Raw genomic sequence first — 25,216 nt, 5'->3', positions numbered from 1 at the left:
GTTGGGGTGGGCATCTCGGACGAAGCAGGCGCCTCCGACCTGCGGAGTTGACACCTCGGAGCGGCGGTCGTTCACTGGAAGTGTTCGAACGTGTGTTCGAACGCCCAGCGGGTGCAGCACACCGCCCGCAGCAGTCGACGCGCGGTGCGCGTCCCGTCCGAGCCGCATCCCGGGAGGCGAGATGACCCTTCTCGCCGACCCCGCCGAACGGGCGGGGGCACCAGGCCCGACGGCTGCGGCCGTCGACAAGGCCGAGCGCGCCCGTGCCGTCCTGCGCCGTGCGGAGGAGCGTACGGGCGTCCGCCGACACCGTCCCGTCGTCGCCCCCGCGGCCCCGGAACCGCTCACCGCCCCGGCGGCACCGACCGTCGTCCCGCGCACCGAGACCGCCCCGCGTGCCGACACCGTCCCGCGCGCCGGCACCGCACTCCTCGCCGAGGTCGCCCCGCTCGCGGACGCCGCCGCCTCGCCGGTCGTGCGGCCCGCCCCCGCGCCGTCCGACCCTCCGGCGCGCGCCCGCACCCGCCACGTCCGGACCTCGGGCGCGAGCCGGGACGCGGGCACGGACGAGCGGGTGTGGCCGGTGCACGACGCGCTCGCGCCGCTCCTCCCGATCGGCGCGCTGCAGCGCGGCACCGTGCTGGCGGTGCGCGGCTCGACGAGCCTCCTGCTCGCGCTCGTCGCGCGGCCGTCGCGGGCCGGGGCGTGGACCGCCGCCGTCGGGTTCCCCGCCGTCGGGCTGCTCGCGGCCGCCGACGCCGGCGCCGACCTCGACCGCGTCGTGCTCGTCCCGCGGCCCGGCCCGGACGCGGCGCTCGCGATCTCGGCGCTCGTCGACGGCCTGGACGTCGTGGTCGTCGGGCCCGACGCCGCCCTCACCGACCCCGACCGACGGCGCCTGGCCGCGCGGGCGCGCGAGCGCGGGGCGCTGCTCGTCGCCGCGGGGACGTGGCCGGGCGCGCACGTCGCGCTCACCGTGACGGGCGGCGGCTGGTCCGGGGCGGACCGCGGCGCGGGCTGGCTGCGCCGTCGCACCCTCGTCGTCGAGCGCGCGGGCCGCGGGGGAGCCGCGCGCCCCGCGCGGCTCGAGGTCGAGCTCCCGCTCGGCCACGAGGACTGGCCCGCGTTCCTCGCCGAGGACGCCCGCGGCCCCCGGCCCGCGGCCGGGACCGGCGCCGTCGCGGCCGGGACCGCCGAGACCGCCCACGAGACCGCCCGGGCCGACGACCCCGACCGGCCTTCCCGGCTCCGGCTCGTCGGATGACCACGAGCCCGACCCGCACGGCGGCCCTGTGGGTGCCGGACTGGCCGGTGCTCGCGGCGATGGCGGTGCGCGACGTCCCCGCGCACGTCCCCGCCGCGACGCACGACGGCCGCCGCGTCGTCGCCGTCTCCGCGACCGCGCGCGCCCACGGCGTGCGCCGGGGCATGCGCCGCCGTCGGGCCCGCGAGTGCTGCCCCGAGCTCGAGCTGCTCGACGTCGACGACGCGCGCGACGCCCGCGAGTTCGAGCCCGTCGCGCTCGCGGCCGAGACCGTCGTCGCGGGGCTGGAGATCACCCGGCCCGGCCTGCTGCTCCTGCCCGCCGCCGGGGCGAGCCGGTACCACGGGTCCGACGCCGCGCTCGCGGAGGCGCTCGTCGCGCGCGTCGCCGAGCGCACCGGCCACGAGAGCCAGGTGGGCGTCGCCGACGACATCCTCGCCGCCGTGCTCGCCGCGCGGGACGCCGCCGTCGTCCCGCCCGGCCGCTCCGCCGCGTTCCTCGCGCCGCGGCCCGCGCGCGACCTCGTGCACGTCACCGCCCGGCCGGACGCCGCCGTCGCGGTCGACGAGCTCGTGGACCTCCTGGGCCGGCTCGGCGTGCGCACCCTCGGGGCGCTCGCGGCCCTGCCGCCCGCGACCGTCGAGGGGCGTTTCGGCGACCTCGGCGCGTGGGCGCACCGGCTCGCGCGCGGCGAGGACCTGCGCCCGCCCGCGCGGCGCCGCGTCGAGCCCGACGTCGCGGTGAGCGCCGAGCTCGACCCGCCCGCCGAGCGCGTCGACGTCGCGACCTTCGCCGCGCGTCGGCTCTCCGAGGACCTGCACGACCAGCTCGTCGCGCGCTCGCTCGTCGCCGGGCGCCTGCGCATCACCGCACGGACCGTCGAGGGCGACGACCTCGAGCGCACCTGGCGGCTCGACGGGCCGGGCGCGATGAGCCCGGCGCGCCTCACGGACAAGGTCCGGTGGCAGCTCGAGGGCTGGCTCACCACCACGTCCGTCCGCGCCGGGCGCGCGGCCCGGGCCGGGCGTCGTGGCGGCGAGCACGGTTCGCCCGGCGGGGCCGACGTCGTCCCGGGCGTCGCGCCGCTGGCCCGCCTGTCCCTCACGGCCGAGGAGGTCGTGCCCGCGGGGGCGGAGCAGCCGCGCCTGTGGGGCGCGTCGAGCGGCGAGGACGCGCGGGCCCACCGCGCGCTCGGGCGCGTGCAGGGCATCCTCGGCGGCGACGCCGTCCTGCGCGTCCAGGTCCAGGGCGGCCGCGACGCGACCGACCGCGTGCACCTCGTGCCGTTCGGGGAGGACGTCGTGCGCCCGCGCGACCCGGCCCTGCCGTGGCCCGGCGCGCTGCCGAGCCCGGCCCCCGCGCTCGTGCCCGTCGAGCCGCAGGACGTCGTCGTGCTCGACGACGCCGGGCGGCCCGTCGTCGTCGACGCGCGCCTCGCGATGAGCGGCGAGCCCGCGACCGTGCGGTGGCCGGCCCCCGCGCCGGAGGAGGGCCCGCGCCGTGCGGTGCCGCCCCGGGACGAGACGGCGCTGCCCGGGCCCGGGTCCGCGCGCGCCGTCGTGGACTGGGCCGGGCCGTGGCCGCTCGCCGAGCGCTGGTGGACGCCCGCGCCCCGGCGCCGCGTGCACGTGCAGGTCCTGCTCGACGACGGCCGCGGCCTGCTCCTCGCGAGCGCGCGCGGGCGGTGGACCGTGGAGGGCCTGTATGACTGACCGGACCACCGGCCCGCGCTACGCCGAGCTCCACGCGCACTCCGCGTTCAGCTTCCTCGACGGCGCGTCCCACCCCGAGGAGCTCGCCGCCGAGGGCGCGCGGCTCGGGCTGTCGGCGCTCGCCGTCACCGACCACGACGGCCTGTACGGCGTCGTGCGCTTCGCCGAGGCTGCGCGCAAGGTCGGTCTCCCCACCGTCTTCGGGTCCGAGCTGCACCTGCCCGCGCCGACCGCGACCGGCGCGCCCGTGCTCGACCCGCCCACCGGCGTCCCTGACCCGCGCTCGACCCACCTGCTCGTGCTCGCGCGCGGCACGCAGGGCTACCGCAACCTGTCGCGCGCCATCGCGACCGCGCACCTCGCGACGGGCACCAAGGGCGCCGCCGACTACCGCCTCGAGCAGCTCGCGGCGGAGGCCGCCGGGCAGTGGCTCGTGCTCACCGGGTGCCGCAAGGGCGCGGTGCGGCGCGCGCTCGTCACGTCCGGGCGCGCCGCGGCCCGCCGCGAGCTCGACCGTCTCGTCGCCCTCTTCGGCGCCGACAACGTGGCCGTCGAGATCACCACGACCGACGACCCGCGCGACGCCGACCTCCACGCGGCGCTCGCCGACCTCGCCGCCGACGCCCGCCTGCCGCTCGTCGCGACGACCGCCGCGCACTACGCCCACCCGCGCGACGCCGACCTCGCGGGGGCGCTCGCGGCCGTGCGCGCGCGCTCGTCGCTCGACGACCTCGACGGCTGGCTGCCCGGTGCCCCGACGACCCACCTGCGCTCCGCGGCGGAGATGCTCGCGCGCCACCCCCGGCACCCGCAGGCCGTCGCGACGGCGGCGGCGCTGGGGGACGAGTGCGCGTTCGACCTGCACCTCGTCGCACCCGACCTGCCGCCCTACCCGGTGCCGGACGGGCACACCGAGGCGACCTGGCTGCGCGAGCTCGTGCGGCGCGGCGGCGAGGACCGGTACGGGCCGCGCGGCCAGGAGAAGATCACGGGCGCGTGGGCGCAGATCGACCACGAGCTGCGCGTCATCGAGGACCTGCACTTCCCGGGGTACTTCCTCGTGGTCTACGACCTCGTCGAGTTCTGCCGCAGGAACGGGATCCTCGCCCAGGGCCGCGGGTCGGCCGCGAACTCCGCGGTCTGCTACGCGCTCGGCATCACGGCCGTCGACGCGGTGAAGCACGGCCTGCTGTTCGAGCGCTTCCTCGCACCCGAGCGCGACGGCCCGCCGGACATCGACATCGACATCGAGTCGGCGCGGCGCGAGGAGGTCATCCAGCACGTCTACGCGACGTTCGGGCGCACGCACGCCGCGCAGGTCGCGAACGTCATCTCCTACCGGCCGAAGTCGGCGGTGCGCGACGCGGCCCGGGCGCTGGGGTACGACGTCGGGCAGGCCGACGCGTGGAGCAAGTCGATCGAGCGGTGGGGGTCGCTGCGCGGTCCCGACCCGTCGTCGCCCGCGGCCGACCGGGCGGCGAAGGAGCGGTCGATCGCGGCGAAGACCCCGGGGTCCGCCGGCCCGGCCGCCCCGCGGGTGACGACGCGCACCGCCCGGAAGGACGCCGCGACGTCGCGCCTGTGGGGGAGCCGGGACTGGTCGCCCGACCTCACCGGCCGGGGCGCGCGCGTCGTCGACCCGCTCGCCGTGGACGAGGGCGACGTCCTGCGCGCGGACGACACGCACGACGTCGTGCCCGCGCACCGGCCGCCGTCGGCCGCGCAGGAGGGCGAGATCCCGGACGCGGTGCTCGACCTCGCCGACCGGATGCTGCGCCTCCCGCGGCACCTGGGCATCCACTCGGGCGGGATGGTCATGTGCGACCGCCCCGTCATCGAGGTGTGCCCCGTGGAGTGGGCGCGCATGGAGGGCCGCACCGTCCTGCAGTGGGACAAGGAGGACTGCGCGGACGCGGGGCTCGTGAAGTTCGACCTCCTCGGCCTCGGGATGCTCACGGCGCTGCGCATCGGGTTCGACCTCGTGGAACGGCACGAGGGCGGGCCGCGCCTCGCGCTGCACACGCTGCCCGAGGACGACCCGGCGGTGTACGACCTGCTGTGCGCGGCCGACACCGTCGGCGTGTTCCAGGTCGAGTCGCGCGCGCAGATGGCGACGCTCCCGCGCCTGCGACCCCGGACGTTCTACGACATCGTCATCGAGGTCGCGCTCATCCGCCCGGGTCCCATCCAGGGCGGCTCCGTGCACCCGTACATCAACCGGGCGCGGGGCCGGGAGGAGGTGACGTTCCTGCACCCGCTGCTGGAGAAGTCGCTCGGCAAGACGAAGGGCGTGCCGCTGTTCCAGGAGCAGCTCATGCAGATGGCGATCGACGTCGCGGGCTTCTCCCCGAAGGAGTCCGACCAGCTCCGGCGTGCGATGGGGTCCAAGCGGTCGGTCGAGCGCATGGAGGAGCTGCGGGGGCGGCTCATGGACGGGATGCGGGAGAAGGGCGTCACCGACCCGGCCGTGCGCGAGGAGATCTACGACAAGCTCAAGGCGTTCGCCGACTTCGGGTTCCCCGAGTCGCACGCGTACTCGTTCGCGTTCCTCGTCTACGCGAGCTCGTGGCTCAAGGTGCACCATCCCGCCGCGTTCTACGCAGGGCTGCTCGCGGCGCAGCCCATGGGGTTCTACTCGCCGCAGTCTCTCGTGGCGGACGCGCGCCGCCACGGCGTCACCGTGCTGCGCCCCGACGTCAACGCGTCCGAGGTCGAGGCGACGGTCGAGCGGCTGCCCGCTGACCATGCGGCTGTGCCCGCCGAGCATGCGGGTGAGGACCGTCCTGGCGCCCGGACGGGCGACAGCCGCATGCTCGGCGGGAAGGTAGGGGTCGATACCCGCTACGGGCCGGCGCCCGACCTCGGGCTCGCGGTGCGGCTCGGGCTCGCGAGCGTGCGCGGGCTCGGGAAGGACGCGGCCGAGCGCGTCGTCGCGGCGCGCGGGGCACCGGGGGAGGGGCGGGCCTTCAGCGACCTGCGCGACCTCGTGCGGCGCGTCGACCTCACGACCGCCCAGCTCGAAGGGCTCGCGACCGCCGGCGCGACCGACGGCCTCGGCGTGACGCGACGCGAGGCGCTGTGGGCGGCCGGCGCGCTCGCGCAGGAGGGTCCGGGGACGCTGCCGGGTGTGAGCGTCGGCGTCGAGGCGCCGGCGCTGCCCGGCATGACCGACGTCGAGACCGCCGTCGCCGACGTCTGGGCCACGGGCGTGTCCACCGACTCCTACCCGACGCAGTACGTCCGCGACGGACTCACCGCGGCCGGGGTGCTCACCGTCGTCGGCGCCGTGGCGGTGTCGCGCGAGATCGAGCAGGTCGACGAGGCGGAGCGCGCGGCGGGCGAGGTGCCGGGCACGCGCCCGCACCCGCCGTCGCGCGTCGCCGTGGGCGGCGTCGTCACGCACCGGCAACGGCCCGGGACCGCCGGAGGTGTGACGTTCCTGTCGCTCGAGGACGAGACGGGCATCCTCAACGTCGTGTGCTCGCCCGGGCTGTGGCAGCGGTTCCGGAAGGTCGCGCGCGGGTCCGCGGCGCTCGTCGTGCGCGGGCGGCTCGAGCGGGCCGACGGCGCCACGAACCTCGTCGCGGAGCACCTCGCGCCGCTCTCGCTCCAGGTCGGCACGACCTCGCGCGACTTCCGCTGACGCGGGAGGCGGGGACCGCGGCGCCGCGGGCGGCGTGGTAGGAACGGACCGGGTGCCGTACGTCCGCCGACGTCGCGGCCCCGGACCGTCTCGCCGACGAGAGGAAGCCCGTGATGCCGCCCCGTCTCACCGCCCGCACGATGCTCTGGACCGGGCTCGGCCTGACCGTCGGGAGCGCGCTCGTCCAGAACATCGGGCTCACGAACGTCACCTACGCGTTCGTCGGCACCTGGTTCGTGGGCGTGCTGCTCACCGTGCTGCAGGTCGCGTTCACCGGGGGCGTCGTGCTCGCCGCGGGGTCGTTCGTCGTGCGGGCGCTCCAGCCCGACGACGTCACCCCGCCCGGGCGGTCGCCCGCCGCGTCGCCGTGGGAGGACCGGGACAACCGGCTGTCCTGACCCGGGCGCTCGCGGCCGGTCGGCGGGCGCGGTCGGCGCGGCCTACGGGCCGATCGGCACCGCGACGCACACCTCGAACGTGTCCCGCGCGCGGCGCAGCAGGTACCGCACCTCCTGCGCCTCCTGCTCGTTCGCGTACTCGTCGCGGCAGCTCCAGCGCGCGTGCGCCCAGACGAGCGCGTCGCCGACCTCCTCGACCCCGACGAGGTGCGCGACCACGCCGACGAGCCCGCGCTCGCGGAACCCCCGGGCGAGCTCGGCCGTCGACGCGCGCACGTCCTCGGGGTCGCCGAGGAGCACCGAGCCCGTCGTGCCGACGACGAGCGCCGGGAAGGCGTAGCTCTCGCCGATCGTGTCGAGGTCGCCCGTCGAGAGCGCGACGCCGTAGGTCGTGAGGAACGTGCGGACGTCGTCGGCGTCGAAGGACTCGGTGGAGGGCTCCATGGTCCCGTTCTACCCCGTCCGCCGCGCCCCGGCGCGGGCGGCGGGAGCTCCGGGGCCCGGGCTCAGGGCCGCAGGGCCGCCCCGACCTGCTCGAGGAGCGCGAGGTCGGCGAGGATCGTCGCGTGCTCGGCGGCGACCCGGCCCGCGTCGTCGGTGACCCGGCCCGCGTCGTCGGCGGGGTCCGCCGTCGTGCGCGCCGCGGCGGACGCGGTCGTGGCGGCACCGGGTGCGAGGACCGCGAGCCCGTGCTCGACCACCGGGGCGAGGTAGTCGGCGTCGAGCACGACCTCGGTGCGCTCGACGCCGCGGGGCGTGCGCACCGCGACCGCGAACCCCGCGGTGGGGTGGGTGTCCGGGTCCAGGAGGAGCAGGCGGACGTCGACACCGCCCAGCCGCGTCGTGACGATGATCCCGTCCGCCGAGCGCGCCACGGCGGGCAGCGACCACGCCGCCCCGGGCGGCGCACCGACCACGGCGCGCGCCGCCTCGACGACGTGGATGCCGAGGAAGAACAGCCCGTCGCGCTCGTCGTGCGGGTCCGCCGGGCCGGACACCTCGACGGCGGGCCCGGGCGGCGGCGCCGCTGGCCTGGGTGGCGACGCCGGTGCCGCGGCGACGCGCGGCGCGACGGAACCTCCGTCGGCGGTCGCGAGGGCGGCGTGCGCCGCCGCGACCTCGGGCGCGAACCGCAGCGCGGACGCCGTCGTCACGGCCGTGCCGTGCGCGCGCGCCACGTCGAGCGTCGCCCGCGCGTCGGCCACCGACGCGGCGAACGGCTTGTCCACGAGCACCGGGACGCCCGCCGCGAGGAGCGCGCGCGTCGCGGCGCCGTGCCGCCGCCCCGCGCGGTGGGCGACGATCGCGGCGTCGACGTGCCCGACGACGTCGGTCACGGTGGCGTCGCCCGCGTCCAGGAGCAGCCCGCCGGCCGCGGCGAGCTCCGCGCGGCGGCCGGGCTCCCCGTCGACGAGCGCCACGAGCCGCACGCCGGGCCAGCGCCGCTCGGCGGCCACGAGCCGCACGTAGTGGTCGGCGTGGGACGAGTCGAGACCGACGAGGGCGAGGCGCAGCACGCGGTCGATCGTCGCACGGACGGCCGAGCCGCCCGGACCGTCGGACGGTGACGTCGGGCGGCGCCGTCGACGGTCCGGGCGCGGTCGTCACCACGCCTGCGCGAGCAGCACCGCGAAGAGCTCGTCGGCGTCCGTCTCGAGCCCGCGCCCGGCGAACCACGCGGACATCGTGCGGCAGTCGCGCAGCAGGAGCTCGGTGCCGAACGGGTTCGCCACGAGGTCCACGACCTGCGGCAGGTCGATGACGACGATCCGCTCGCCGTCCGCCAGGACGTTGTACGGCGACAGGTCGCCGTGCGCGTAGCCGAGCCGGGCGAGCACGGCCATGGCGTCGCGGACCTGGTCCCACCACGACGCGAGGAGGTCGCGGTCGGGCCGCGTGCGCGCGAGCCGTGGCGCGGCCTCGTGCGAGACGCCGTCGGACGTGCCGACGAACTCCATGAGGATCTCGTCGCCGTCGATCTGGACGGGGTACGGGACGGGCGCACCGGCCGACCACAGCTCGCACAGCGCGGCGAACTCGGCGGCGGCCCACTGCCCGGCCGCGACCTGGCGGCCGTAGCGCGACTTGCGGTCGAGGGCGCGACGGTCACGCGTCCGGCGCACGCGGCGGTCCTCGGTGTAGACGGTGTCGCGGCGGAACGAGCGGTGGTCGAGGTCGCGGTAGCGCTTCGCGGCGAGCAGGCTGCGGCGCGCGGGGTCGCCGGGGACGGCCCGCTCCAGGAGGAAGACGTCCGCCTCCTTGCCGGTCTTGAGCAGGCCGAGCTCGGTGTCGAGGGCGGCATCGGCCGTCACGACCCAGTCGGGGCGCGGCTCCGGCCCGCGCTGTCCCTTCTCGACGGCGGACCACGTGGACCAGCGCTGGTCGTCGCCGAGCGCCGCGTCGAGGACGCCGGCCTCGGCCTCGGCGTCTGCCAGGTCGGCGAGGCGCCGCAGACGGCGCGGCGGGGGAGTGCGGGGGTCGCGCGCCAGGGCGGGCGGGAGGGAGAGGTCGGGGTACGGCAGGTCGTGCTCGGGCACGGGGGGCTCCTCGGGGGAGGGGAGCGCGCGTCGCCGCGGCCGCCGGGCGGCGGTCGGGGACGGTCGTCGCGAACGGTCGTGGACCGGTCAGCGGCGGTGGGTGCTCCCGGGGGTGGTGGACACGCGAGCGGGGGTCGTCCAGCTCATGGCGTTCCTCCTCTCCTCCGGTGCCCGACGACGCGGGCGACGTGCTGCGACCGTCTCATCGCCGCGCGGCCCGGCGCAACGGAATTACGGCGGATACGATCGCGCCCATGACGGCGCCGTCGACGAGGGCTGCGGGACTGACGTCACGGGACGTCGAAGAACGCGTCGCCGACGGCAGGGTCAACCGGTTGCCGCCCCGTTCGGGGCGCACGACCTGGGACATCGTCCGGGCCAACACCGCGACGCGGATCAACGCCCTGCTCGGGGTGCTTCTCGTCCTGGCGCTGAGCACGGGCTCGCTCATCAACAGCCTCTTCGGTCTCGCGATCCTCGCCAACGCCGGCATCGGGATCGTCCAGGAGCTGCGCGCGAAGCGCACCCTGGACGCGCTGGCGATCGTGGGGCGGGCGCCGGTGCGCGTGCGCCGCGACGGGGCGGTGACGGAGGTCGACCAGGCGGACGTCGTCGTCGACGACGTCGTCGAGCTCGGCGCCGGGGACCAGGTCGTGGTCGACGGTCCGGTGGTCGAGTCCGCCTCGCTCGAGGTCGACGAGTCCCTCCTCACGGGCGAGGCCGACCCCGTCGTGAAGAGGCCCGGGGACCGCCTCCTGTCCGGGAGCTTCGTGGTGGCCGGGTCGGGCGCCTACCGGGCGACGGACGTCGGCCCGGCCGCGTACGCCGCGCGGCTCGCGCACGAGGCGAGCGCGTTCACGCTCGTGCGCTCGGAGCTGCGGTCCGGCATCGACTCGATCCTGCGGGTCATCACGTGGCTGCTGGTGCCCGCGGGCGTCCTCACGGTGGTGAACCAGCTCGTCATCTCGCGGCAGGGGTTCCGGCAGTCCGTGCTCGGCATGGTCGCGGCCCTCGTGCCCATGGTCCCCGAGGGCCTGGTGCTCCTGACCTCCGTCGCCTTCGCGATCGGGGTGGTCCGGCTCGGCCGACGGCGGTGCCTCGTGCAGGAGCTGCCGGCCATCGAGGGGCTGGCGCGCGTCGACGTGGTGTGCGCGGACAAGACGGGCACGCTCACGGAGAACGGGATGCGCCTCGCCCGGGTGGACGTGCTCGACGGCCCCCGGGACGAGGTGGAGCGCGCCCTGGCGGCGCTCGCCGCCCTCGACCCGCGGCCCAACGCGTCCGTCGCCGCGGTCGCGGAGGCGTTCCCGGACGCACCGGCCTGGCGGGCGACCGCCGTCGTCCCGTTCTCGTCGGCCGCGAAGTGGTCCGGCATGGCGTTCGCGGACGCCGACGGCCCGCAGGGGAGCTGGGTGCTCGGCGCGGCGGACGTGCTGCTGGACCCCCGGTCCGACGTGGCCCGCCGGGCGACGGCGCTTGGCGCCGACGGCCTCCGGGTGCTGCTCGTCGCGTCGACCGACACCCCGGTCGACGCCGCCGCCCCGGACGGAGGTGCTCCGGGGCACCTCGTCCCGCGGGCGCTCGTCGCGCTCGAGCAGCGGGTGCGCGCGGACGCCCGGCAGACCCTGGACTACTTCGACGCCCAGGGCGTCACGGTGAAGGTCGTCTCGGGCGACAACCCGGTGTCCGTCGCCGCGGTCGCGCGGTCCCTCGGCCTGGGCGGCCCCGAGACGTCGGTCGACGCCCGGACCCTGCCCGCCGACCGGGAGGAGCTCGCGACGGTCGTCGAGGGCGCCACGACGTTCGGCCGGGTGCGACCGGACCAGAAGCGGGCCGTCGTCGGGGCGCTGCAGGCGCGCGGGCACACCGTCGCCATGACGGGGGACGGCGTGAACGACGTCCTCGCGCTCAAGGACGCGGACATCGGCGTGGCCATGGGGTCGGGGAGCCCGGCCGCGCGGTCCGTGGCGCAGATCGTCCTGCTGGACGACCGCTTCGCGACGCTGCCGTCCGTCGTCGGGGAAGGGCGCCGGGTGATCGGGAACATCGAACGGGTCGCGCACCTCTTCCTCACCAAGACCGTGTACGCGGTGGTGCTGGCCGTCCTCGTCGGCCTCGTCGGGGTCGGCGCGTGGCTCCTCGGGGCCGCGCCCGTCTCCTACCCGTTCCTGCCGATCCACGTGACCGTCGCGGCGTGGTTCACCATCGGGGTCCCCGCGTTCGTCATGTCCCTGGCGCCCAACGACGAGCGGGCGCGCCCGGGCTTCGTGCCCAGGGTGCTCCGGCTCGCGGTGCCCGCGGGCGTCTCGATCGGCGTCATGACCTTCCTGTGCTACCTCGTGGTGGACCCGGGCGCGGGCGGGGCGTCGCTGGGCGGCCCGACGGACACGCTCGCCCCGGCGGAGGTCCGCGCGTCCACCGCTGCGCTCGTCACCCTGCTCGTGGGCGCCCTGTGGGTGCTCGCCGTCGTGGCGCGCCCGTACACGGCGTGGAAGGTCGTCCTGGTCGGCTTCTGCGCGGTGTTCTACGTGGCGCTCTTCAGCGTCCCTGCGGCGAGGGAGCTCCTGTCGCTCGACGTCTCCGACCCCGCCGCGCTCGGCGTCGGCCTGGCGTGCGGCGCGCTCGCGATCCTCCTCACCGAGGCGCTGCGGTGGTCGACGGCGCGCGTCCCCCGCTTCCGCGCCGCCGGCTGAGGACGGGCTCAGGCCGCCCCGGACGCGAGGACCTGGATCGCCGCCACCACGCGCTCGTACGTGCCCAGGGTGTCGAAGCCCATCTGGTCGAGCGCCGACCACACGAACCCGACCGTCGCGTACATCCCGACGACCGTCGCGAGGATCCACTCGCGCACCGACCCCGTGGAGCCGAGCAGGGGGAGGGCGAAGCTCCCGCTCGGGCGCCACACGTCGTCGACGACGAGCGAGCGCCGCACCCAGTGCGGCGAGCGGATCTTCACCGGCCACAGCAGGGGGGCGCCGTTGGTCGTGAGCACGTCGCCGAGGATGTGGATCGCGACGCCGAGCCCGACCGCGACGGGGAGCCAGTTCCACTCCTCCGGGGAGAACAGGGCGACGAGCACGGCGACGGTGAGCGACGTCACCCACGGCACGAGCTTGCCGCGCCGCGTGAGCTTGAGCGCCTTGAGCGCGAGCGCGACGAGCAGCACGGCGAGCAGCCCGCCGCCGACGTAGACCGTGCCGAAGCTCGCCGTCTCGACCGTGACGAGGCCCGCGAGCCAGGCGAGCGTGGTGAACACCGCGATGCCGAGGAACGAGTGCGTGCCCTGGCGGTGCCCGCCCGCGACCGTCTCCACGGCGTCGGACACCCACTCGCTCACGGGCGGCAGCGAGTGCGCGAACGTGCCGTTGTGATGGTCGGCGTCGGGGAGGAGCGCGGCCCCGGCGCACACGACCGCACCCGTCATGACCCCGACCGACGACACGGGGTGCCAGCCGAGGGCGAACGGGGCCGTGGACGTCACGGCGATCCACGCCGCCGCACCGGTCGCGGCGTGGTTGGCACCCATCATGGCGGCGCATCTCCTGTCGTCGGGCCCGCGCGCGGTTCGTCGGCGTCGGGAGGTCTGTCCGGAACGTCCGGAACCCTACCGGGTGCCGCTGACAGTCCCGGTCGACCGCCCGGAAGGCCGGGAGCCAGGACCTCGGCCGAGAGAAAAGTGTGCCAAGCGCCGACGCGCCCGGCGCGGGTGCGAGCTCGTCCGCGGGCAGGAAAGGCCGCCCGTGGGGGCAGGAAAGACTGCCGGCCGGTGGGTGCTCCCGGCGGTGCGGCGGCCCTCGGTCGGAGAATTCCTCCACGAATTCGAGAAATGGGGTTGTGTCGACCAGGAAAGGCGCGTACGGTCTTCCTCGGTCGACCACATTCCGGTGCGTGGGCCACCCGACACGACCGAGAGGAGCAGTGCCGTGCGCGAACCCGTCCAGCAGGACCGGCGACGTCCCGTCCTGCCCTGCGAGCGGCCGCGCGTCGTGCTGCCCGTGGCGTATCTCCGCGTGTCCTCGTTCCTCGTCGGCGACCCCGGCGGTCCTGTCGTCTGACCACAGCGTCGTCACGACAGGCCGTCCCGGACATCGCCGGGGCGGCCTTTTTTCTTGTGCGGGAATGCACCCGGTCGGGGTGCATTTCTCGTGCTGTCTTTCTCTTCTCTCCGCCGTCGGCGCGCATTTGTCGTGCGCCTGCGGTGAAAAGCACTGCCTTCGTGGTCCAACGGACACGACGCCGCTCTACGGAAGCGGAGACGGGGGTTCGACTCCCTCCGAGGGCACCTGGACGCCTCGCGTCCCGTCTGCTCGACGTTAAGGAGCACCAGCGCGCGTAGCTCAGCGGACAGAGCGCCGGCTTCCGGAGCCGGGCGGCGGGGGTTCGAGTCCTCCCGCGCGCACCTCGCCGCCCCGCCGGGGCGGCGTCATGATCGTCAGGACGACCCGAGGAGGTCAGCATCGTGAGCACCGAGGCCCACGCGTTCCCCGTCCCGCTGTCGGGCGCGAAGGCACCCACTCTCATGTGGGCGCACGAGCACGCCGTCGAGCCGGCCGCGCTGCAGCAGCTGCGCAACATCGCCGCGCTGCCGTGGGTCGAGGGCGTGCGTGTCATGCCCGACGTCCACCTGGGCAAGGGTGCGACCGTCGGCTCGGTCATCGCGATGCGCGACGCCGTGTCGCCCAACGCCGTCGGCGTCGACATCGGGTGCGGGATGATCGGCGTCCGCACGTCCCTCACGGCGGAGGACCTGCCCGACGACCTCGGGCCGGTCCGCGCGCGCATCGAGGCCGCGATCCCCGTCGGCTTCCACGCGCACGACGAGCCGGTCGACCCGCACCGGCTGCGCTCGATCTCCGGTCGCGGCCCGGCCGAGATCGCGCGCGGCGCGGACGCGTTCTGGTCGCGGTTCTCCGGGCTGCACGGGCGCGTCTCGGACATCGAGGGCCGCGCGCGCCGTCAGCTCGGGACGCTGGGCGGGGGAAACCACTTCGTCGAGCTGTGCACGGACACCGACGGGCAGGTCTGGCTCCAGCTGCACTCGGGGTCGCGCAACATCGGCAAGACGCTCGCGGAGCAGCACGTCGCGGTCGCGAAGCGCCTGGAGCACAACCAGGGGCTCGTCGACCGCGAGCTCGCCGTGTTCCTCGGCGGCACGCCGGAGATGGACGCGTACCTCGCCGACCTGTGGTGGGCGCAGGAGTACGCGGCGCGCTCGCGAGCGGTCATGATGACGCTCGTCGTCGACGCCGTGCGTGCGTCGTTCCCCGGCCGCGAGATCGCGTTCGACGAGGCCGTGAACGTCCACCACAACTACGTCGCGGTCGAGCGCGTCGACGGCCAGGAGCTCGTCGTGACCCGCAAGGGCGCGATCCGGGCCGGGAAGGGCGACCTCGGGCTCATCCCGGGGTCCATGGGCACCGGCTCGTACATCGTGCGCGGGCTCGGGAACCCGGAGTCGTACTGGTCGGCGTCGCACGGCGCGGGCCGTCGCATGTCGCGCACGAAGGCGAAGAAGACCTTCACGCTCGACGACCTCGCCGCCCAGACGGCCGGCGTGGAGTGCCGCAAGGACGCCGGGGTGCTCGACGAGATCCCGGCCGCCTACAAGGACCTCGACGAGGTCGTCCGTGCCCAGTCCGACCTCGTCGAGGTCGTCGCCCGCCTCACGACGCTCCTCTGCGTCAAGGGCTGACCAGGCGGCCCCGGAGGGACGGTCAGGGGTGGTTTCGGGGGAGGCGGACCGCGACGGTGGTGCCGGTGGGGCCGGGCTCGTCCGCCGTCGCGGACGTCACGGTGATCGTGCCGCCGTGGGCGGTGACGATCGCGTCGACGATCGCGAGCCCGAGGCCCGTGGAGCCGCCGGTGCGGTTGCGGGCGTCGTCGCCGCGGGTGAAGCGGCGCAGGAGCGTCGGCCGCAGGGGCGCGGGGATGCCGGGCCCGTCGTCGGCGACGGCGAGCACGACGGCGTCGGCGTCCGCGGAGAGCCGGACGTCCACGTGCGTGCCGGGCGGGGTGTGCGTGCGGGCGTTGGCGAGGAGGTTGGCCAGCACCTGGCGCAGGCTGGCCTCGTCGCCGGTCACCTCGAGGTCGACGGCGTCGTCCGGCAGGTCGTCCGGGTCCGGGGCGCCGGACGCCGGGTCGACGTCGAGGTCGTCCGCGCCGGGCAGGTCGAGCGCCCAGTCGTGGTCGGGTCCCGCGGCGTGCGCGTCCGTGACGGCGTCCACGGCGAGCACGGCGAGGTCGACGGGCGCGCGGTCGAGCGGGCGTCCGGCGTCGAGCCGGGCGAGGAGCAGCAGGTCCTCGACGAGACCGGTCATGCGCACGGCCTCGGCCTCGATGCGGTCGAGCGAGCGCGCGGTCGCGGGCGGCACGTCGTCGGGGGAGCGGCGCACGAGCTCGGCGTACCCGCGGATGGAGGCGAGCGGCGTGCGCAGCTCGTGGCTCGCGTCGGCGACGAACCGCCGCACCTGGGTCTCGGAGTCGTGGCGCGCCTGGAGCGAGGTCTCGACGTTCTCGAGCATCCGGTTGAGCGCGGCGCCCACCTGGCCGACCTCCGTGCGCTCGTCGGTGAGGTCGTCCGGGACGCGCGGGATGGCGTCGATCTCGCCCTGCGCGAGCTCGAGCTCGGAGACGCGGCCCGCGGCGGCGGCGACGTCGTCGAGCGGGCGCAGCGAGCGCCGCACGAGCCAGGTGCCGAGGAGCACGGCCGCGAGGACTCCGGCCGCGCCGAGCGCGGCCTCGACGAGCACGTACCTCTCGACGGTCGCATCGACCTGGGCGGTGCTCGACGCGACGACGACGGGCTGCCCGTCCGCGGTGGTGCGGTGCACCGCGCGGAACGACCCGAGGTCGGGGAGGTCGACGTCGTGCGCTGCGCCGTCGGCGGGGACGGCCTCGAGCGCCGCGACCTGGGCGTCGTCGAGCGCCACGCGCTGGAGGTCCGGGGTGACGTACTCCGCGAGGACGAGCGCGCCGCCGTCGTACCGCAGCACGGCGCTGCCGGGGCCGGTGCCCGCGGGGAAGCGCGACGGGTCGTCGGGGCCGCCGGGCTCCGGCCCGGACGCGTCGCCGGTGCCGTCCGGGGGCTGCGCGGGGCCGTTGCCGCGGGCGAGCCGGTCGCTCGCCTGGCGCAGCTCGTGGTCGACCTGGGCGACGAGCTGGGTGCGCAGCACGACGGCGGACGCGACGGCGAGCCCGACGGTGACGAGCAGCACGACGGCCGCGAGCACGAGCACGAGGCGCCGGCGCAGCGCGGTGGGCCGCCGGTCCCTGCCGGTGGCCGTCGGGCGGGTCCCGCCGAGGTCAGGCACGGGCGCTCTCCGCGTCGGCGGCGGGCTTGAGCACGTACCCGACCCCGCGCAGCGTGTGGATCATGGGTGCGCGGCCCTTGTCGATCTTGCGGCGCAGGTAGGAGACGTAGAGCTCGACGATGTTGGCCTGGCCGCCGAAGTCGTAGTTCCAGACGCGGTCGAGGATCTGCGCCTTGGACAGCACGCGGCGCGGGTTGCGCATGAGGTACCGCAGGAGCTCGAACTCGGTCGCGGTGAGCCGGATCTCCTCGCCCCCGCGCCGCACCTCGTGCGCGTCCTCGTCGAGCTCGAGGTCGCCGACGACGAGCACCGACTCCTCGCGCTGGGCGGTCGCACCGCCGCGGCGCAGCAGCCCGCGCAGCCGGGCGACGACCTCTTCCAGGCTGAACGGCTTGGTCACGTAGTCGTCGCCGCCCGCGGTGAGCCCGGCGACGCGGTCCTCGACGGCGTCGCGCGCGGTGAGGAACAGCACGGGCACGTCGGCGTCGCGCTCGCGCAGGCGGCGCAGGACGGTGAGCCCGTCCATGTCGGGGAGCATGACGTCGAGCACCACGACGTCCGGCCCGGTCTCCCGCGCGGTGCGGATCGCGGTGTGCCCGTCGAGCGCGGTGGAGACGTCCCAGCCCTCGTACCGCAGCGCCGAGGTGAGCAGCTCGGCGAGGTTCGGCTCGTCGTCGACCACGAGGACGCGGACGGGGGAGCCGTCCGGGCGCGTGAGGCGCGGCTGGTCCGGGCGGCCGACGGGGGCGGGGGCTGCGGTCATGCTCCCAGGGTCGCGCGGGACGCGGAGGCGTGCCTGTGGTGACCCTGTGCGCTCGCTGTGCCCCGCGGCCGGCCCGGTCCCCGCCCGACGCGCGCCGCGAGCCGGGGTGAGAAACCGCAGTCGCGAGTCGTTGAAACCTTGACTTTTGTGCGCCTGCCGTCAAAACTCGCTGCATCGGCAGCAGCCGACGTCCACGCACGCAGGAGTGCGCGCGTCGCCCCGTGGGGTCGCCGTCGGCGACCCTCCGGCTCGCGCTCTCGACGACGAGGGAGAAGCACGCATGGATTTGTTCAGCGGCATGACGTTCCGGCGGGCGGTGGCTGCGGCCGCCGCGCTGCCGCTCGTGGGCGGTGCCACGCTCATGACCGCGGGCCCGGCGGCCGCCGACGAGGAGGACTACAAGATCCTCGTCGTCGGTGAGACGCTCGGCTTCCGCCACTCGCACATCGACGACACCACGCGCGCGCTCATCGAGCTCGGCGCCGACAACGGCTTCACGGTCGACGTGTGGGACCCGCCGAACAGCTCGGCGGGGTGGTGGGGCAGCGGCTCGCCCGGTCAGCCGGACCTGACGATGGACTCCTCGCCCTTCACGAGCGCCGAGGACCTCGCGCAGTACGCGACCATCGTCTTCGCGTCGCCGGTCGACAACACCAACTCCCTCAACCCGGCCACGCCGCGCCTCCTGGACGACGCCGAGCTCGCCGCGTTCCAGGGCTACATCCGGGGCGGCGGCGGGTTCGTGGGCCTGCACGCGGCGACGGACACGATGCACACCGTGCCCTGGTACAGCCAGCTCACGGGCGGCGGCGCGCGGTTCGTCAGCCACCCGCAGCAGCAGACGGCGACGATGCGCGTCGAGAGCCCGGGCCACCCCTCGACGGCGCACCTGCCCGCCGTCTGGGAGCGGTTCGACGAGTGGTACAACTACACGACCAACCCGCGCGAGGACGTCCACGTCCTCATCACGCTCGACGAGTCGACGTACAACCCGGGCAACAACGCGATGGGCGAGGACCACCCGATCGCGTGGTGCCAGAACTTCGAGGGCGGTCGCTCCTGGTACGAGGGCGCCGGGCACACCGACGCCTCGTGGACCGACCCGCTGTTCCTCGAGCACGTCCTCAAGGGCGTCGAGTGGACCGCGGGCGTCGTCGAGGGCGGCGGCAACTGCGTCACCTTCGGCGAGGTCGACGAGCTCGTGGCGGGCCTGAACACCTCCGCGGTCGGCGACGGCGTCATCGCGGGCGCGATCTCGTCCCTGCTCGGCAGCGCGCGCAGCGCGGCCGACGCGGACGACCCCGCGACGGCCGTCCAGGTGCTCGGCGGCGCGCGCTCGCTCGTCGACCACCTGTCGGCGGCGGCGGGCGACCGCGCGCTGCTCGGCACGAAGATCGACGACCTCGTCGACTGGCAGTCGGCCCTCGTCGACGACGGCCCCGCGCTCGACCTCTCGGCCGAGGCCGAGCTGCGCACCATGGGCGGCAAGCAGTACCTCGCGGTCCGGGTGGTCAACCAGGACGACACGGCCGTGGACCTCACGGTCACCACGCCGTACGGGACCAAGGAGTTCGCGGCCGTCGCGCCGACCAAGAACGCCTACCAGGCCTTCGCGACGCGCCTCGTCGAGGTGCCGGCGGGGCAGGTGACGGTCACCGCCACCGCCGAGCGTGACGGCGAGACGGTCACCGAGGAGCTCGTGGTCGACTTCGGCGGGACCGCCTGACGCCTCCCGGCCCAGCAGGCACGACGCCCGTCGCACCCCGGTGCGGCGGGCGTCGTCGTGCGCGGAGCGGGACGCCGCCGGGCGCGCCCGTCGCTCGTCAGGCGAGCTGGAGGGTCGTGAGGCAGGTGGGGTCGTCGTCGCGCGTCGAGACGGTCGTGGTGCCGACCCGACCGTCGTGTTCGACGCGCAGCTCTGCGTCGACGTCGCGCGGGAGCCAGTAGCCCACGAAGCCGTTGGCGCCGAGCGTCGTGTCCTCCTCGACGAGCACGTCGCCGGTGGCCGCGTCGACCACCGTCACCGAGACCGGCTCGCCGGCGAGCTCGCCCTGGCACGTGGTGAGCGAGTGGTAGAAGCACTCGTGCGTCTCGTCCACGAAAGGCGCGACGGAGAGGTAGAACGTGTCCTCGGGCAGCGGGACCGTGGTCTCGTACGACTCGTCGGCGAGCACGAGCTCCGCCGCGCGGACGGAGGCCACGAGGTCGGTCGGCCGGTCGGCGGTCTCGAGCCCTTCCAGGCGGTCGACGACCTCCTGGCCGCTGAGCCCGGTGAGGTCGTGGCGGTCGAGCAGGGCGTCCAGAGCGGAGGGCTCCGGGGACCCGCCGGAGCAGCCGGCGAGCACGAGGGCGGTGGCGGCCACGGCGGCCACGAGGGTCGGGAGGGCACGTCGTCTCATGCGCCGATCCTCTCAGAGCGCGACGCCGTGACCAGGGTCGGAGGTCCCGGGCGCGCCGACGGCCGGGACCCTGGCGGGCCCCGGCCGTGCGGGTGGCGGACGGCGTCGCGTCACGCGGTGAGCATCGCCACCGGGTTGTCGTGGGTGAGGCGCGCGAGCACGTCGCGCGGCACCCCGCGCGCGGCGAGCATCTCGGTGAACACCGTCGGGACGTAGGCGAACCCGTTGCCGCCGTGCTGCACCCACATCTGCTTGAGGAACACGTCGTGGCTGAGCAGCACCTGGCCCGCGTGACCGGCCTCGACGAGGCGCTGCACCGCGGTCGCGGTCGTGTGCGGGTCGGGGGACACGCCCTCCTTCGGGAAGGTGATGTCCATGCCGACCATGTCGAACTCGAGCCAGACGCCGCGCTCGGCCACGGACCGCTGGTAGCCCGGGTCGTCGGCGGACGGGTCCATGTGGCACAGCACGACCTTCTCCGGGCGCACGCCCACCTCGTCGAGCACGAGGTCGAGCACCTCGTGCGCGCGGCGCTGCCAGCCGGGCAGGTGCACCTGGAGCGCGACGTGCGGGTGCTCGCGCTGCGCGAGAGCCGCGGCGCGCAGCGACGCCGCCTCGCCCGGCGTGAACGACGGCGAGACGCCGATCTCGCCGATGATGCCGGGCCGCACGCCGGTCCCGCCGATCCCGTCGGCGAGCTCCGCGACGATCGCGGACGCCTGGGCGTCCACGGCCGCGGCGGCGATGCGGTCGCCCTCGAACTTCTCGAGGTACGCGCCGCAGCCCGCGACCACGTGCAGGCCCGTGCGGCGCGCGACCTCCGCGAGGCGCTCGGGGTTGCGCCCGATCGCGGCGCTCGACGTCGCGTCGACGATCGTGCGCCCGCCCAGCGCGGCGAAGCTCTCGAGCTCCGCCGCGACCGCGGCGACCGGCTTGTCGGCGATGTTGTCCGCGCAGCAGTACGGGTCCTGGCGCAGCGCCCACGCGACCGACGCAGAGACCGGGACCTCGACGACCGCCTCGGAGAAGCGGTAGCTCGGCGGGTCGAGCACCCCGGACAGGTCGTTGAAGAGGTGCTCGTGGGGGAGCGTGAGGCCGAGGTCCGCAGCCGCGGCGCGGCCGGTGACCGTCTGGACGTGGCCGGCGGGCGTGACGCTCATCGCGCGCTCGTCTCGCCAGCCTCGCCGCCCGCGACGGCTGCCGCGACGCCCGCGTCGGAGCCGTCCGGGCCGTCGGCGTGCGCGGCCTTGCCGGACGGGATCATGCCGATCCCGGCGGCGACGAGCGCGATGACCGTGCCGACGACGGTCGCGACGTGCACGGTGTGGCCGAGCGCGGGGATCGCGGCGTCGAGGACGAGCGAGCCGACGAGCTGGCCCGCGACCGAGGCGAGGCCGAGCAGGAGCAGGCCGAGGCCGCGCACGAGGAGCGCCATGAGCGCGATGGACAGCAGGCCGAGCGGGCCGCCCAGGTACATCCACCACTCGCTCGGGAGCTGGAAGTCGACGCCGCCCACGGCCGCGCGCACGAGGTAGGCGATCAGCAGGGCGGTGAAGCCGACGAGGAAGTTCCAGCCGATCGAGACGAGCATCGACCCGGTGACGTCGGCGACGGCCGCGTTGCCGGCAGGCTGCCAGCCCGCGAGCAGACCGCCCACGAACGGCATGATCGCGAGGACGATCGTGTGCGGCACGGAGAAGCTCGGCGAGATGACGACGACGGTCGCCGCGATGGCGAGCGCCGCGCCGAGCAGGCGCGTGGTGGTGAGCGGCTGCTTGACGGACGCCGTGACGCCGAGGCGGTCGCAGATGACGCCCGAGATGACGAGGCCGGAGATGAGAGAGATCTGGAACGTCGCGACGCCGAGGACGCCGACGGTCACGCCCTCGGACAGGACGATGACGGCCCCGCACAGGCCCGCGAGGTAGTTCCACCACGGGATGGTGCGCGAGCGGATCAGGCCGGGGATCGCGAGCGCCTCGCGTCGGGTCGCGGGGCGCGCGAACACGACGCCGAACATGAGGACCAGGCCGGTCCCGAACGAGATGAGGGCGGCGGCGTGCCCGTCGCCGATCGTCTTGCCCAGCTGGCCGTTGACGGCCGCCTGCATGGGGCCGAGGGCCCCGCGAGGACGGTCGCGACGACGAGCAGGGCGGTCGCGGTGTCCTTGACCCTGCTGCGGCGGGCTGACGGGCTCACAGCACCTCCCTGAGTGCCGGACGGGGAACCGGTGGTCGCCGGCGTGGTGTGCTTCATTGCGTGACCGTGCCTTCCTCCGACGGTACGTCGGACTTAGCTGTGGAGCGGAATCCTGGTGCCCTCGGGGGCCAGGTCGGTGGCGCGCGGCAGGGAGTCGACGGCGCCGTGGCGGGTGGTGGTGGAGGCGGCGACGTGCGCCGCCCAGCGGGCGGACTCGACGAGGTCGCCGCCGTGGAGGAGGCCGTCCGCGAGCGCCGCGCAGAACGAGTCGCCGGCGGCGGTCGTGTCGACGGCGTCGACGCGCTCCGCCGGGACGGTGACGGGTGCGCCTCCCGCGGGGACGACGAGCGCGCCGTCGGCCCCGAGGGTGACGACGACGTCCCCCGGGTGGTCGAGCGCGCGGACCATGGCAAGCACGGCGTCGGTGCCGACGGGCTCGTCGCTCGCGCCGACGAGGGTCGCGAGCTCGAACCGGTTGGGCACGAGCACGCGGAACGCGGCGCGCACGGGGGCGGGCAGCGGGACGGCGGGCGCCGGGTTGAGCACCGTGGTGCCCGTCGCGGTGGCGGCGACGGCGCGCAGGGCGCCGAGCGGCGTCTCGCACTGGCACAGGACGGCGGCCGCGTCGCGGACGAGGTCGGCGCGCTCCGTGACGAACGCCTCGTCGACGACGGCGTTCGCGCCGGGCTCGATGACGATCGTCGACTCGGGCTGCTCCCAGAGCACGACGGCGACGCCGGTGGGGCGGTCCGCCGTCGCGAGGCCGGCGAGGACGAGGCCCTCGACGGCGAGGCGGCGGCGGATCGCCCGGCCGTCGTCGTCGTCGCCGACGGCGCCGACCATGGCGACGCGGCGGCCGAGCCGGGCGGCGGCGACCGCCTGGTTGGCGCCCTTGCCGCCGGGGGAGCGGACGAGGCCCGTCGCGGAGACGGTCTCGCCCGAGCGGGGCAGGCGGTCGACGGTCAGCCTGAGGTCCATGTTCAGGCTGCCGACGACCACCACCTCGGGCGTCATCAGCCCGCGAGCCAGGTGACGGCCTGGCCGAACAGCGGGCCGTAGCCGGCCCAGTCCATGAACTCGCGCGGGGCCCAGTGCGGGGAGATGTCGGAGGCGAACGCGAGCGTGCGACCCTCGCCCTCGCTGCGGACGGCGACGAGCGGGCGGCCCTCGATGGTGGCGAGGACGGTCGCGTCGGCCTTGGCGGTGAGGCGCTGGTAGCCGAGGAGGATCGGCCACTCGCGGTCGAGGCCGGCGGTGACGGGGTGCTCGACGTCGGTCAGGGTGCCGCCGATGCCCTCGGGGGTCTCCTCGCGGTCGTCGTGCGGGAGGATGTCGACGGGCAGGACGGCCTCGACGGCGGTGCCGTGGTAGTTCGCCTTGGCCTGGAAGCCCTGGAAGCTGAGGTAGCCACCGGCCATCATGAGGCCGCCGCCGCGGCGGACCCACTCGGCGAGGAGCTTGAGCCGGTTCGGGAACGGGCGCCCCTGGGAGAACACGACCGGCGGGAGCAGGAGCGAGTTGGCGCCGATGTCCGACAGGATCACGACGTCGTAGGCGTCGAGCTCGTCGAGCGTGGAGGGGAAGTCCTCGGCGACGAGGTGCGAGGGCAGGTGCGTGACCTCGTGGCCCTCGGCGGCCAGCGCCTCGAGCAGGCGCGCGCACCCGATCTCGAGCTGGGCGTGGGGGAACGCGTCGTACCCCTTGTAGTCGGTGGTCGCGTTGATCCACGACTCCCCGGCGAGCAGAACCCGGCTCATCCCGGCCTCCTTGCGATCAGGTCGCGCGGCGACGTCCTCGACGACGTTGCGCAACGTTGTGTAGCGTTGCGCAAGACCGTAGGGGGCGAGCGGCGCGGCTGTCAACACCGTGCGCGGCCCGACGCTCCCGGTAGAGTGCAGGGGATCTGGGGGACCGCCCCGAGGAAGGGGAGCCATGACGCTCACGCGTGTTGCGCAACGTGCCGGCGTGTCGGCCTCGACGGCGTCGCGCTACCTGCGCGGGCAGCTCAACGTCCAGCCGGAGACGGCGGCGCGGATCGACGCCGCGGTGCGCGAGGTGGGGTACGTCGTCCCCGCGCCCGGTCCCGCCGCGCGCGACGACGAGCGTCGCACCGGGGTGGTCGCGCTCGTCGTGCCCGACTTCGTCAACCCGTTCTTCACCGCCCTCGCCGAGGAGGTCGCGCGCCTCGCGGGCGACCGCCGCGTCCCGCTCGTCGTCGCGCTGTCGACGCGGCACGGCGACGCCGAGTCCGGCCTGGGCCAGCTCCTCGCGAGCGACGGCTCGCTCGGCGGCGTCGTCTACGTGGGGATGTCGCGCACCGACGACCGGCTCGCGCGCGCCGTCGCGGACGGGCTGCCCGTCGTCGTCATCGACGAGGAGGTCGACCTCGACCTGCCCGTCGAGACGATCACCGTCGACAACTACGGCGGCGCCTACCAGGCCACGAGCTACCTCGTGCAGCAGGGGCACCGGCGCATCGCCCACGTCGCCGGGCCCGCGGAGCTGTCCACGACCCAGGACCGCCTGCGCGGCTACGTCGACGCGATGCACGACGCCGGCCTCGACGTCGACCCGGACCTCGTGCGCCACGGGCCGTACACCGAGCAGTTCGGCGCCTCGACGTTCCCCTACCTCACGCGGCCCGGGAACGCGCCGACGGCCGTGTTCGTCGGCAGCGACATCGTGGCCGTCGGGATGCTGGGCGCCGCCGAGCTGCACGGCATCTCCATCCCCGAGGACCTCTCGGTCGTCGGGTGCGACGGCATCCGTGTCGGCCAGTGGCTGCGCCCCAAGCTCACGACGCTCGAGCAGCCCGTCGCGGCGCTCGCGCTCGCCGCCATGGACGCGATCGAGCGCTCGATGACCGGCACCCCGCCCGCGGTCCCGCCCGCACGCACCGTGCTGCCGCTGCACCTCGTCGTGCGCGGCTCGGTCGCCCGGCCCGCGGACGCGTAGCGCGGCGGCTCGCGCACCGGCGGTCGCGAGCGGTCC

At 75.7% G+C, this 25,216-nt stretch carries 20 protein-coding genes and 2 tRNA genes; 11 read left to right on the top strand and 11 right to left on the bottom strand.

What is annotated here, in order from left to right:
• Nucleotides 1-181: 181 nt before the first annotated feature.
• The 4 genes from BJP59_RS09340 (at nucleotide 182) to BJP59_RS09325 (ending at nucleotide 7,017) form a co-directional block, all read left to right on the top strand.
• Nucleotides 182-1,264, top strand: a complete 1,083-nt coding sequence (locus tag BJP59_RS09340; protein WP_194522804.1) for a hypothetical protein — start codon at nucleotides 182-184, stop codon at nucleotides 1,262-1,264.
• Complete coding sequence (locus BJP59_RS09335) at nucleotides 1,261-2,976, top strand: DNA polymerase Y family protein (protein ID WP_194522803.1); 1,716 nt, start codon at nucleotides 1,261-1,263, stop codon at nucleotides 2,974-2,976. Before BJP59_RS09340 ends, BJP59_RS09335 begins: the two co-directional genes overlap by 4 nt.
• Nucleotides 2,969-6,619, top strand: a complete 3,651-nt coding sequence (locus BJP59_RS09330) for an error-prone DNA polymerase (RefSeq protein WP_194522802.1) — start codon at nucleotides 2,969-2,971, stop codon at nucleotides 6,617-6,619. The genes BJP59_RS09335 and BJP59_RS09330 overlap by 8 nt, the downstream gene beginning before the upstream one ends.
• A gap of 113 nt (nucleotides 6,620-6,732) precedes the next feature.
• Nucleotides 6,733-7,017 (top strand): hypothetical protein, encoded by a 285-nt coding sequence (locus BJP59_RS09325; protein ID WP_194522801.1) that lies wholly within the window; start codon nucleotides 6,733-6,735, stop codon nucleotides 7,015-7,017.
• Nucleotides 7,018-7,059: 42 nt separating this feature from the next.
• On the opposite strand, the gene BJP59_RS09320 is transcribed toward BJP59_RS09325, so the two are convergent.
• The 3 genes from BJP59_RS09320 to BJP59_RS09310 form a co-directional block, all read right to left on the bottom strand.
• Entirely contained in the window at nucleotides 7,060-7,461 is a 402-nt protein-coding gene (locus BJP59_RS09320; protein WP_194522800.1) for a hypothetical protein, read from the bottom strand.
• A gap of 62 nt (nucleotides 7,462-7,523) precedes the next feature.
• Complete coding sequence (locus BJP59_RS09315; RefSeq protein ID WP_194522799.1) at nucleotides 7,524-8,534, bottom strand: Gfo/Idh/MocA family oxidoreductase; 1,011 nt, start codon at nucleotides 8,532-8,534, stop codon at nucleotides 7,524-7,526.
• Nucleotides 8,535-8,621: 87 nt separating this feature from the next.
• Nucleotides 8,622-9,452: a serine protein kinase RIO gene (locus tag BJP59_RS09310; RefSeq protein WP_228074523.1), complete on the bottom strand. Its 831-nt coding sequence runs from the start codon at nucleotides 9,450-9,452 to the stop codon at nucleotides 8,622-8,624.
• 356 nt (nucleotides 9,453-9,808) lie between these two features.
• Between BJP59_RS09310 and BJP59_RS09305 the strand changes: the two genes are divergently transcribed.
• Nucleotides 9,809-12,247 (top strand): HAD-IC family P-type ATPase, encoded by a 2,439-nt coding sequence (locus tag BJP59_RS09305; RefSeq protein WP_194522798.1) that lies wholly within the window; start codon nucleotides 9,809-9,811, stop codon nucleotides 12,245-12,247.
• A gap of 8 nt (nucleotides 12,248-12,255) precedes the next feature.
• Here the strand turns inward: BJP59_RS09305 and BJP59_RS09300 are convergent, their stop codons facing one another.
• A complete protein-coding gene (locus BJP59_RS09300; protein ID WP_194522797.1) occupies nucleotides 12,256-13,083 on the bottom strand; it encodes a metal-dependent hydrolase in 828 nt (275 codons plus the stop codon).
• Between the two features lie 394 nt (nucleotides 13,084-13,477).
• Here BJP59_RS09300 and BJP59_RS20135 point away from each other — a divergent pair, with 394 nt between their 5' ends.
• The 4 genes from BJP59_RS20135 (at nucleotide 13,478) to BJP59_RS09285 (ending at nucleotide 15,246) form a co-directional block, all read left to right on the top strand.
• The gene (locus BJP59_RS20135) at nucleotides 13,478-13,609 is read left to right on the top strand and encodes a hypothetical protein (RefSeq protein ID WP_255541878.1); all 132 of its coding nucleotides are present in this window, start codon (nucleotides 13,478-13,480) and stop codon (nucleotides 13,607-13,609) included.
• Between the two features lie 155 nt (nucleotides 13,610-13,764).
• A tRNA-Arg gene (locus BJP59_RS09295) sits at nucleotides 13,765-13,836 on the top strand.
• Nucleotides 13,837-13,880: 44 nt separating this feature from the next.
• Nucleotides 13,881-13,953 (top strand) — tRNA-Arg (locus BJP59_RS09290).
• Nucleotides 13,954-14,073: 120 nt separating this feature from the next.
• The gene (locus tag BJP59_RS09285) at nucleotides 14,074-15,246 is read left to right on the top strand and encodes an RtcB family protein (protein WP_194523006.1); all 1,173 of its coding nucleotides are present in this window, start codon (nucleotides 14,074-14,076) and stop codon (nucleotides 15,244-15,246) included.
• A 22-nt stretch (nucleotides 15,247-15,268) separates the two neighbouring features.
• On the opposite strand, the gene BJP59_RS09280 is transcribed toward BJP59_RS09285, so the two are convergent.
• Together BJP59_RS09280 and BJP59_RS09275 are read right to left on the bottom strand one after the other, a co-directional pair.
• Complete coding sequence (locus BJP59_RS09280) at nucleotides 15,269-16,864, bottom strand: sensor histidine kinase (RefSeq protein WP_194522796.1); 1,596 nt, start codon at nucleotides 16,862-16,864, stop codon at nucleotides 15,269-15,271.
• The gene (locus BJP59_RS09275; RefSeq protein ID WP_194522795.1) at nucleotides 16,857-17,627 is read right to left on the bottom strand and encodes a response regulator transcription factor; all 771 of its coding nucleotides are present in this window, start codon (nucleotides 17,625-17,627) and stop codon (nucleotides 16,857-16,859) included. The genes BJP59_RS09280 and BJP59_RS09275 overlap by 8 nt, the downstream gene beginning before the upstream one ends.
• 280 nt (nucleotides 17,628-17,907) lie before the next feature.
• Between BJP59_RS09275 and BJP59_RS09270 the strand changes: the two genes are divergently transcribed.
• Complete coding sequence (locus BJP59_RS09270; RefSeq protein ID WP_168945962.1) at nucleotides 17,908-19,353, top strand: ThuA domain-containing protein; 1,446 nt, start codon at nucleotides 17,908-17,910, stop codon at nucleotides 19,351-19,353.
• Between the two features lie 97 nt (nucleotides 19,354-19,450).
• On the opposite strand, the gene BJP59_RS09265 is transcribed toward BJP59_RS09270, so the two are convergent.
• From BJP59_RS09265 to BJP59_RS09245, 5 genes are all read right to left on the bottom strand, one after another.
• Nucleotides 19,451-20,026, bottom strand: a complete 576-nt coding sequence (locus BJP59_RS09265; protein ID WP_021483840.1) for a CueP family metal-binding protein — start codon at nucleotides 20,024-20,026, stop codon at nucleotides 19,451-19,453.
• Between the two features lie 110 nt (nucleotides 20,027-20,136).
• On the bottom strand, nucleotides 20,137-21,186 hold the full coding sequence (locus tag BJP59_RS09260; protein WP_085387813.1) for a phosphotriesterase family protein: 1,050 nt from the start codon (nucleotides 21,184-21,186) through the stop codon (nucleotides 20,137-20,139).
• Nucleotides 21,183-22,430 carry a DMT family transporter gene (locus BJP59_RS09255; RefSeq protein WP_255541889.1) on the bottom strand — a complete coding sequence of 416 codons (1,248 nt, stop codon included), beginning with the start codon at nucleotides 22,428-22,430 and terminating at the stop codon, nucleotides 21,183-21,185. Before BJP59_RS09255 ends, BJP59_RS09260 begins: the two co-directional genes overlap by 4 nt.
• Nucleotides 22,319-23,239 carry a ribokinase gene (locus BJP59_RS09250; protein WP_194522794.1) on the bottom strand — a complete coding sequence of 307 codons (921 nt, stop codon included), beginning with the start codon at nucleotides 23,237-23,239 and terminating at the stop codon, nucleotides 22,319-22,321. Before BJP59_RS09250 ends, BJP59_RS09255 begins: the two co-directional genes overlap by 112 nt.
• Nucleotides 23,239-23,982, bottom strand: coding sequence for a glutamine amidotransferase (locus BJP59_RS09245; RefSeq protein WP_194522793.1), 744 nt, complete (start codon nucleotides 23,980-23,982; stop codon nucleotides 23,239-23,241). The genes BJP59_RS09250 and BJP59_RS09245 overlap by 1 nt, the downstream gene beginning before the upstream one ends.
• A 175-nt stretch (nucleotides 23,983-24,157) precedes the next feature.
• On the opposite strand from BJP59_RS09245, the gene BJP59_RS09240 reads away from it, so the two are divergent.
• Nucleotides 24,158-25,180, top strand: a complete 1,023-nt coding sequence (locus BJP59_RS09240; RefSeq protein ID WP_168945965.1) for a LacI family DNA-binding transcriptional regulator — start codon at nucleotides 24,158-24,160, stop codon at nucleotides 25,178-25,180.
• Nucleotides 25,181-25,216: the final 36 nt, after the last annotated feature.

It is taken from the genome of Cellulosimicrobium sp. JZ28 (assembly GCF_015327065.1).
Lineage (GTDB): Bacteria > Actinomycetota > Actinomycetes > Actinomycetales > Cellulomonadaceae > Cellulosimicrobium > Cellulosimicrobium funkei.
The sequence above is the reverse complement of the archived record's forward strand: the minus strand, read 5'-3'. Positions and strand labels throughout refer to the sequence as shown.

Bases quoted from the DNA above. Each gene is read 5' to 3' on its own strand.
- BJP59_RS09340 (WP_194522804.1), top strand. From the start codon at position 182: ATGACCCTTCTCGCCGACCCCGCCGAACGGGCGGGGGCACCAGGCCCG.
- BJP59_RS09335 (WP_194522803.1), top strand. From the start codon at position 1,261: ATGACCACGAGCCCGACCCGCACGGCGGCCCTGTGGGTGCCGGACTGG.
- BJP59_RS09330 (WP_194522802.1), top strand. From the start codon at position 2,969: ATGACTGACCGGACCACCGGCCCGCGCTACGCCGAGCTCCACGCGCAC.
- BJP59_RS09325 (WP_194522801.1), top strand. From the start codon at position 6,733: ATGCCGCCCCGTCTCACCGCCCGCACGATGCTCTGGACCGGGCTCGGC.
- BJP59_RS09320 (WP_194522800.1), bottom strand. From the start codon at position 7,461: ATGGAGCCCTCCACCGAGTCCTTCGACGCCGACGACGTCCGCACGTTC.
- BJP59_RS09305 (WP_194522798.1), top strand. From the start codon at position 9,809: ATGACGGCGCCGTCGACGAGGGCTGCGGGACTGACGTCACGGGACGTC.
- BJP59_RS09300 (WP_194522797.1), bottom strand. From the start codon at position 13,083: ATGATGGGTGCCAACCACGCCGCGACCGGTGCGGCGGCGTGGATCGCC.
- BJP59_RS09285 (WP_194523006.1), top strand. From the start codon at position 14,074: ATGTGGGCGCACGAGCACGCCGTCGAGCCGGCCGCGCTGCAGCAGCTG.
- BJP59_RS09275 (WP_194522795.1), bottom strand. From the start codon at position 17,627: ATGACCGCAGCCCCCGCCCCCGTCGGCCGCCCGGACCAGCCGCGCCTC.
- BJP59_RS09270 (WP_168945962.1), top strand. From the start codon at position 17,908: ATGGATTTGTTCAGCGGCATGACGTTCCGGCGGGCGGTGGCTGCGGCC.
- BJP59_RS09265 (WP_021483840.1), bottom strand. From the start codon at position 20,026: ATGAGACGACGTGCCCTCCCGACCCTCGTGGCCGCCGTGGCCGCCACC.
- BJP59_RS09260 (WP_085387813.1), bottom strand. From the start codon at position 21,186: ATGAGCGTCACGCCCGCCGGCCACGTCCAGACGGTCACCGGCCGCGCC.
- BJP59_RS09250 (WP_194522794.1), bottom strand. From the start codon at position 23,239: ATGACGCCCGAGGTGGTGGTCGTCGGCAGCCTGAACATGGACCTCAGG.
- BJP59_RS09245 (WP_194522793.1), bottom strand. From the start codon at position 23,982: ATGAGCCGGGTTCTGCTCGCCGGGGAGTCGTGGATCAACGCGACCACC.
- BJP59_RS09240 (WP_168945965.1), top strand. From the start codon at position 24,158: ATGACGCTCACGCGTGTTGCGCAACGTGCCGGCGTGTCGGCCTCGACG.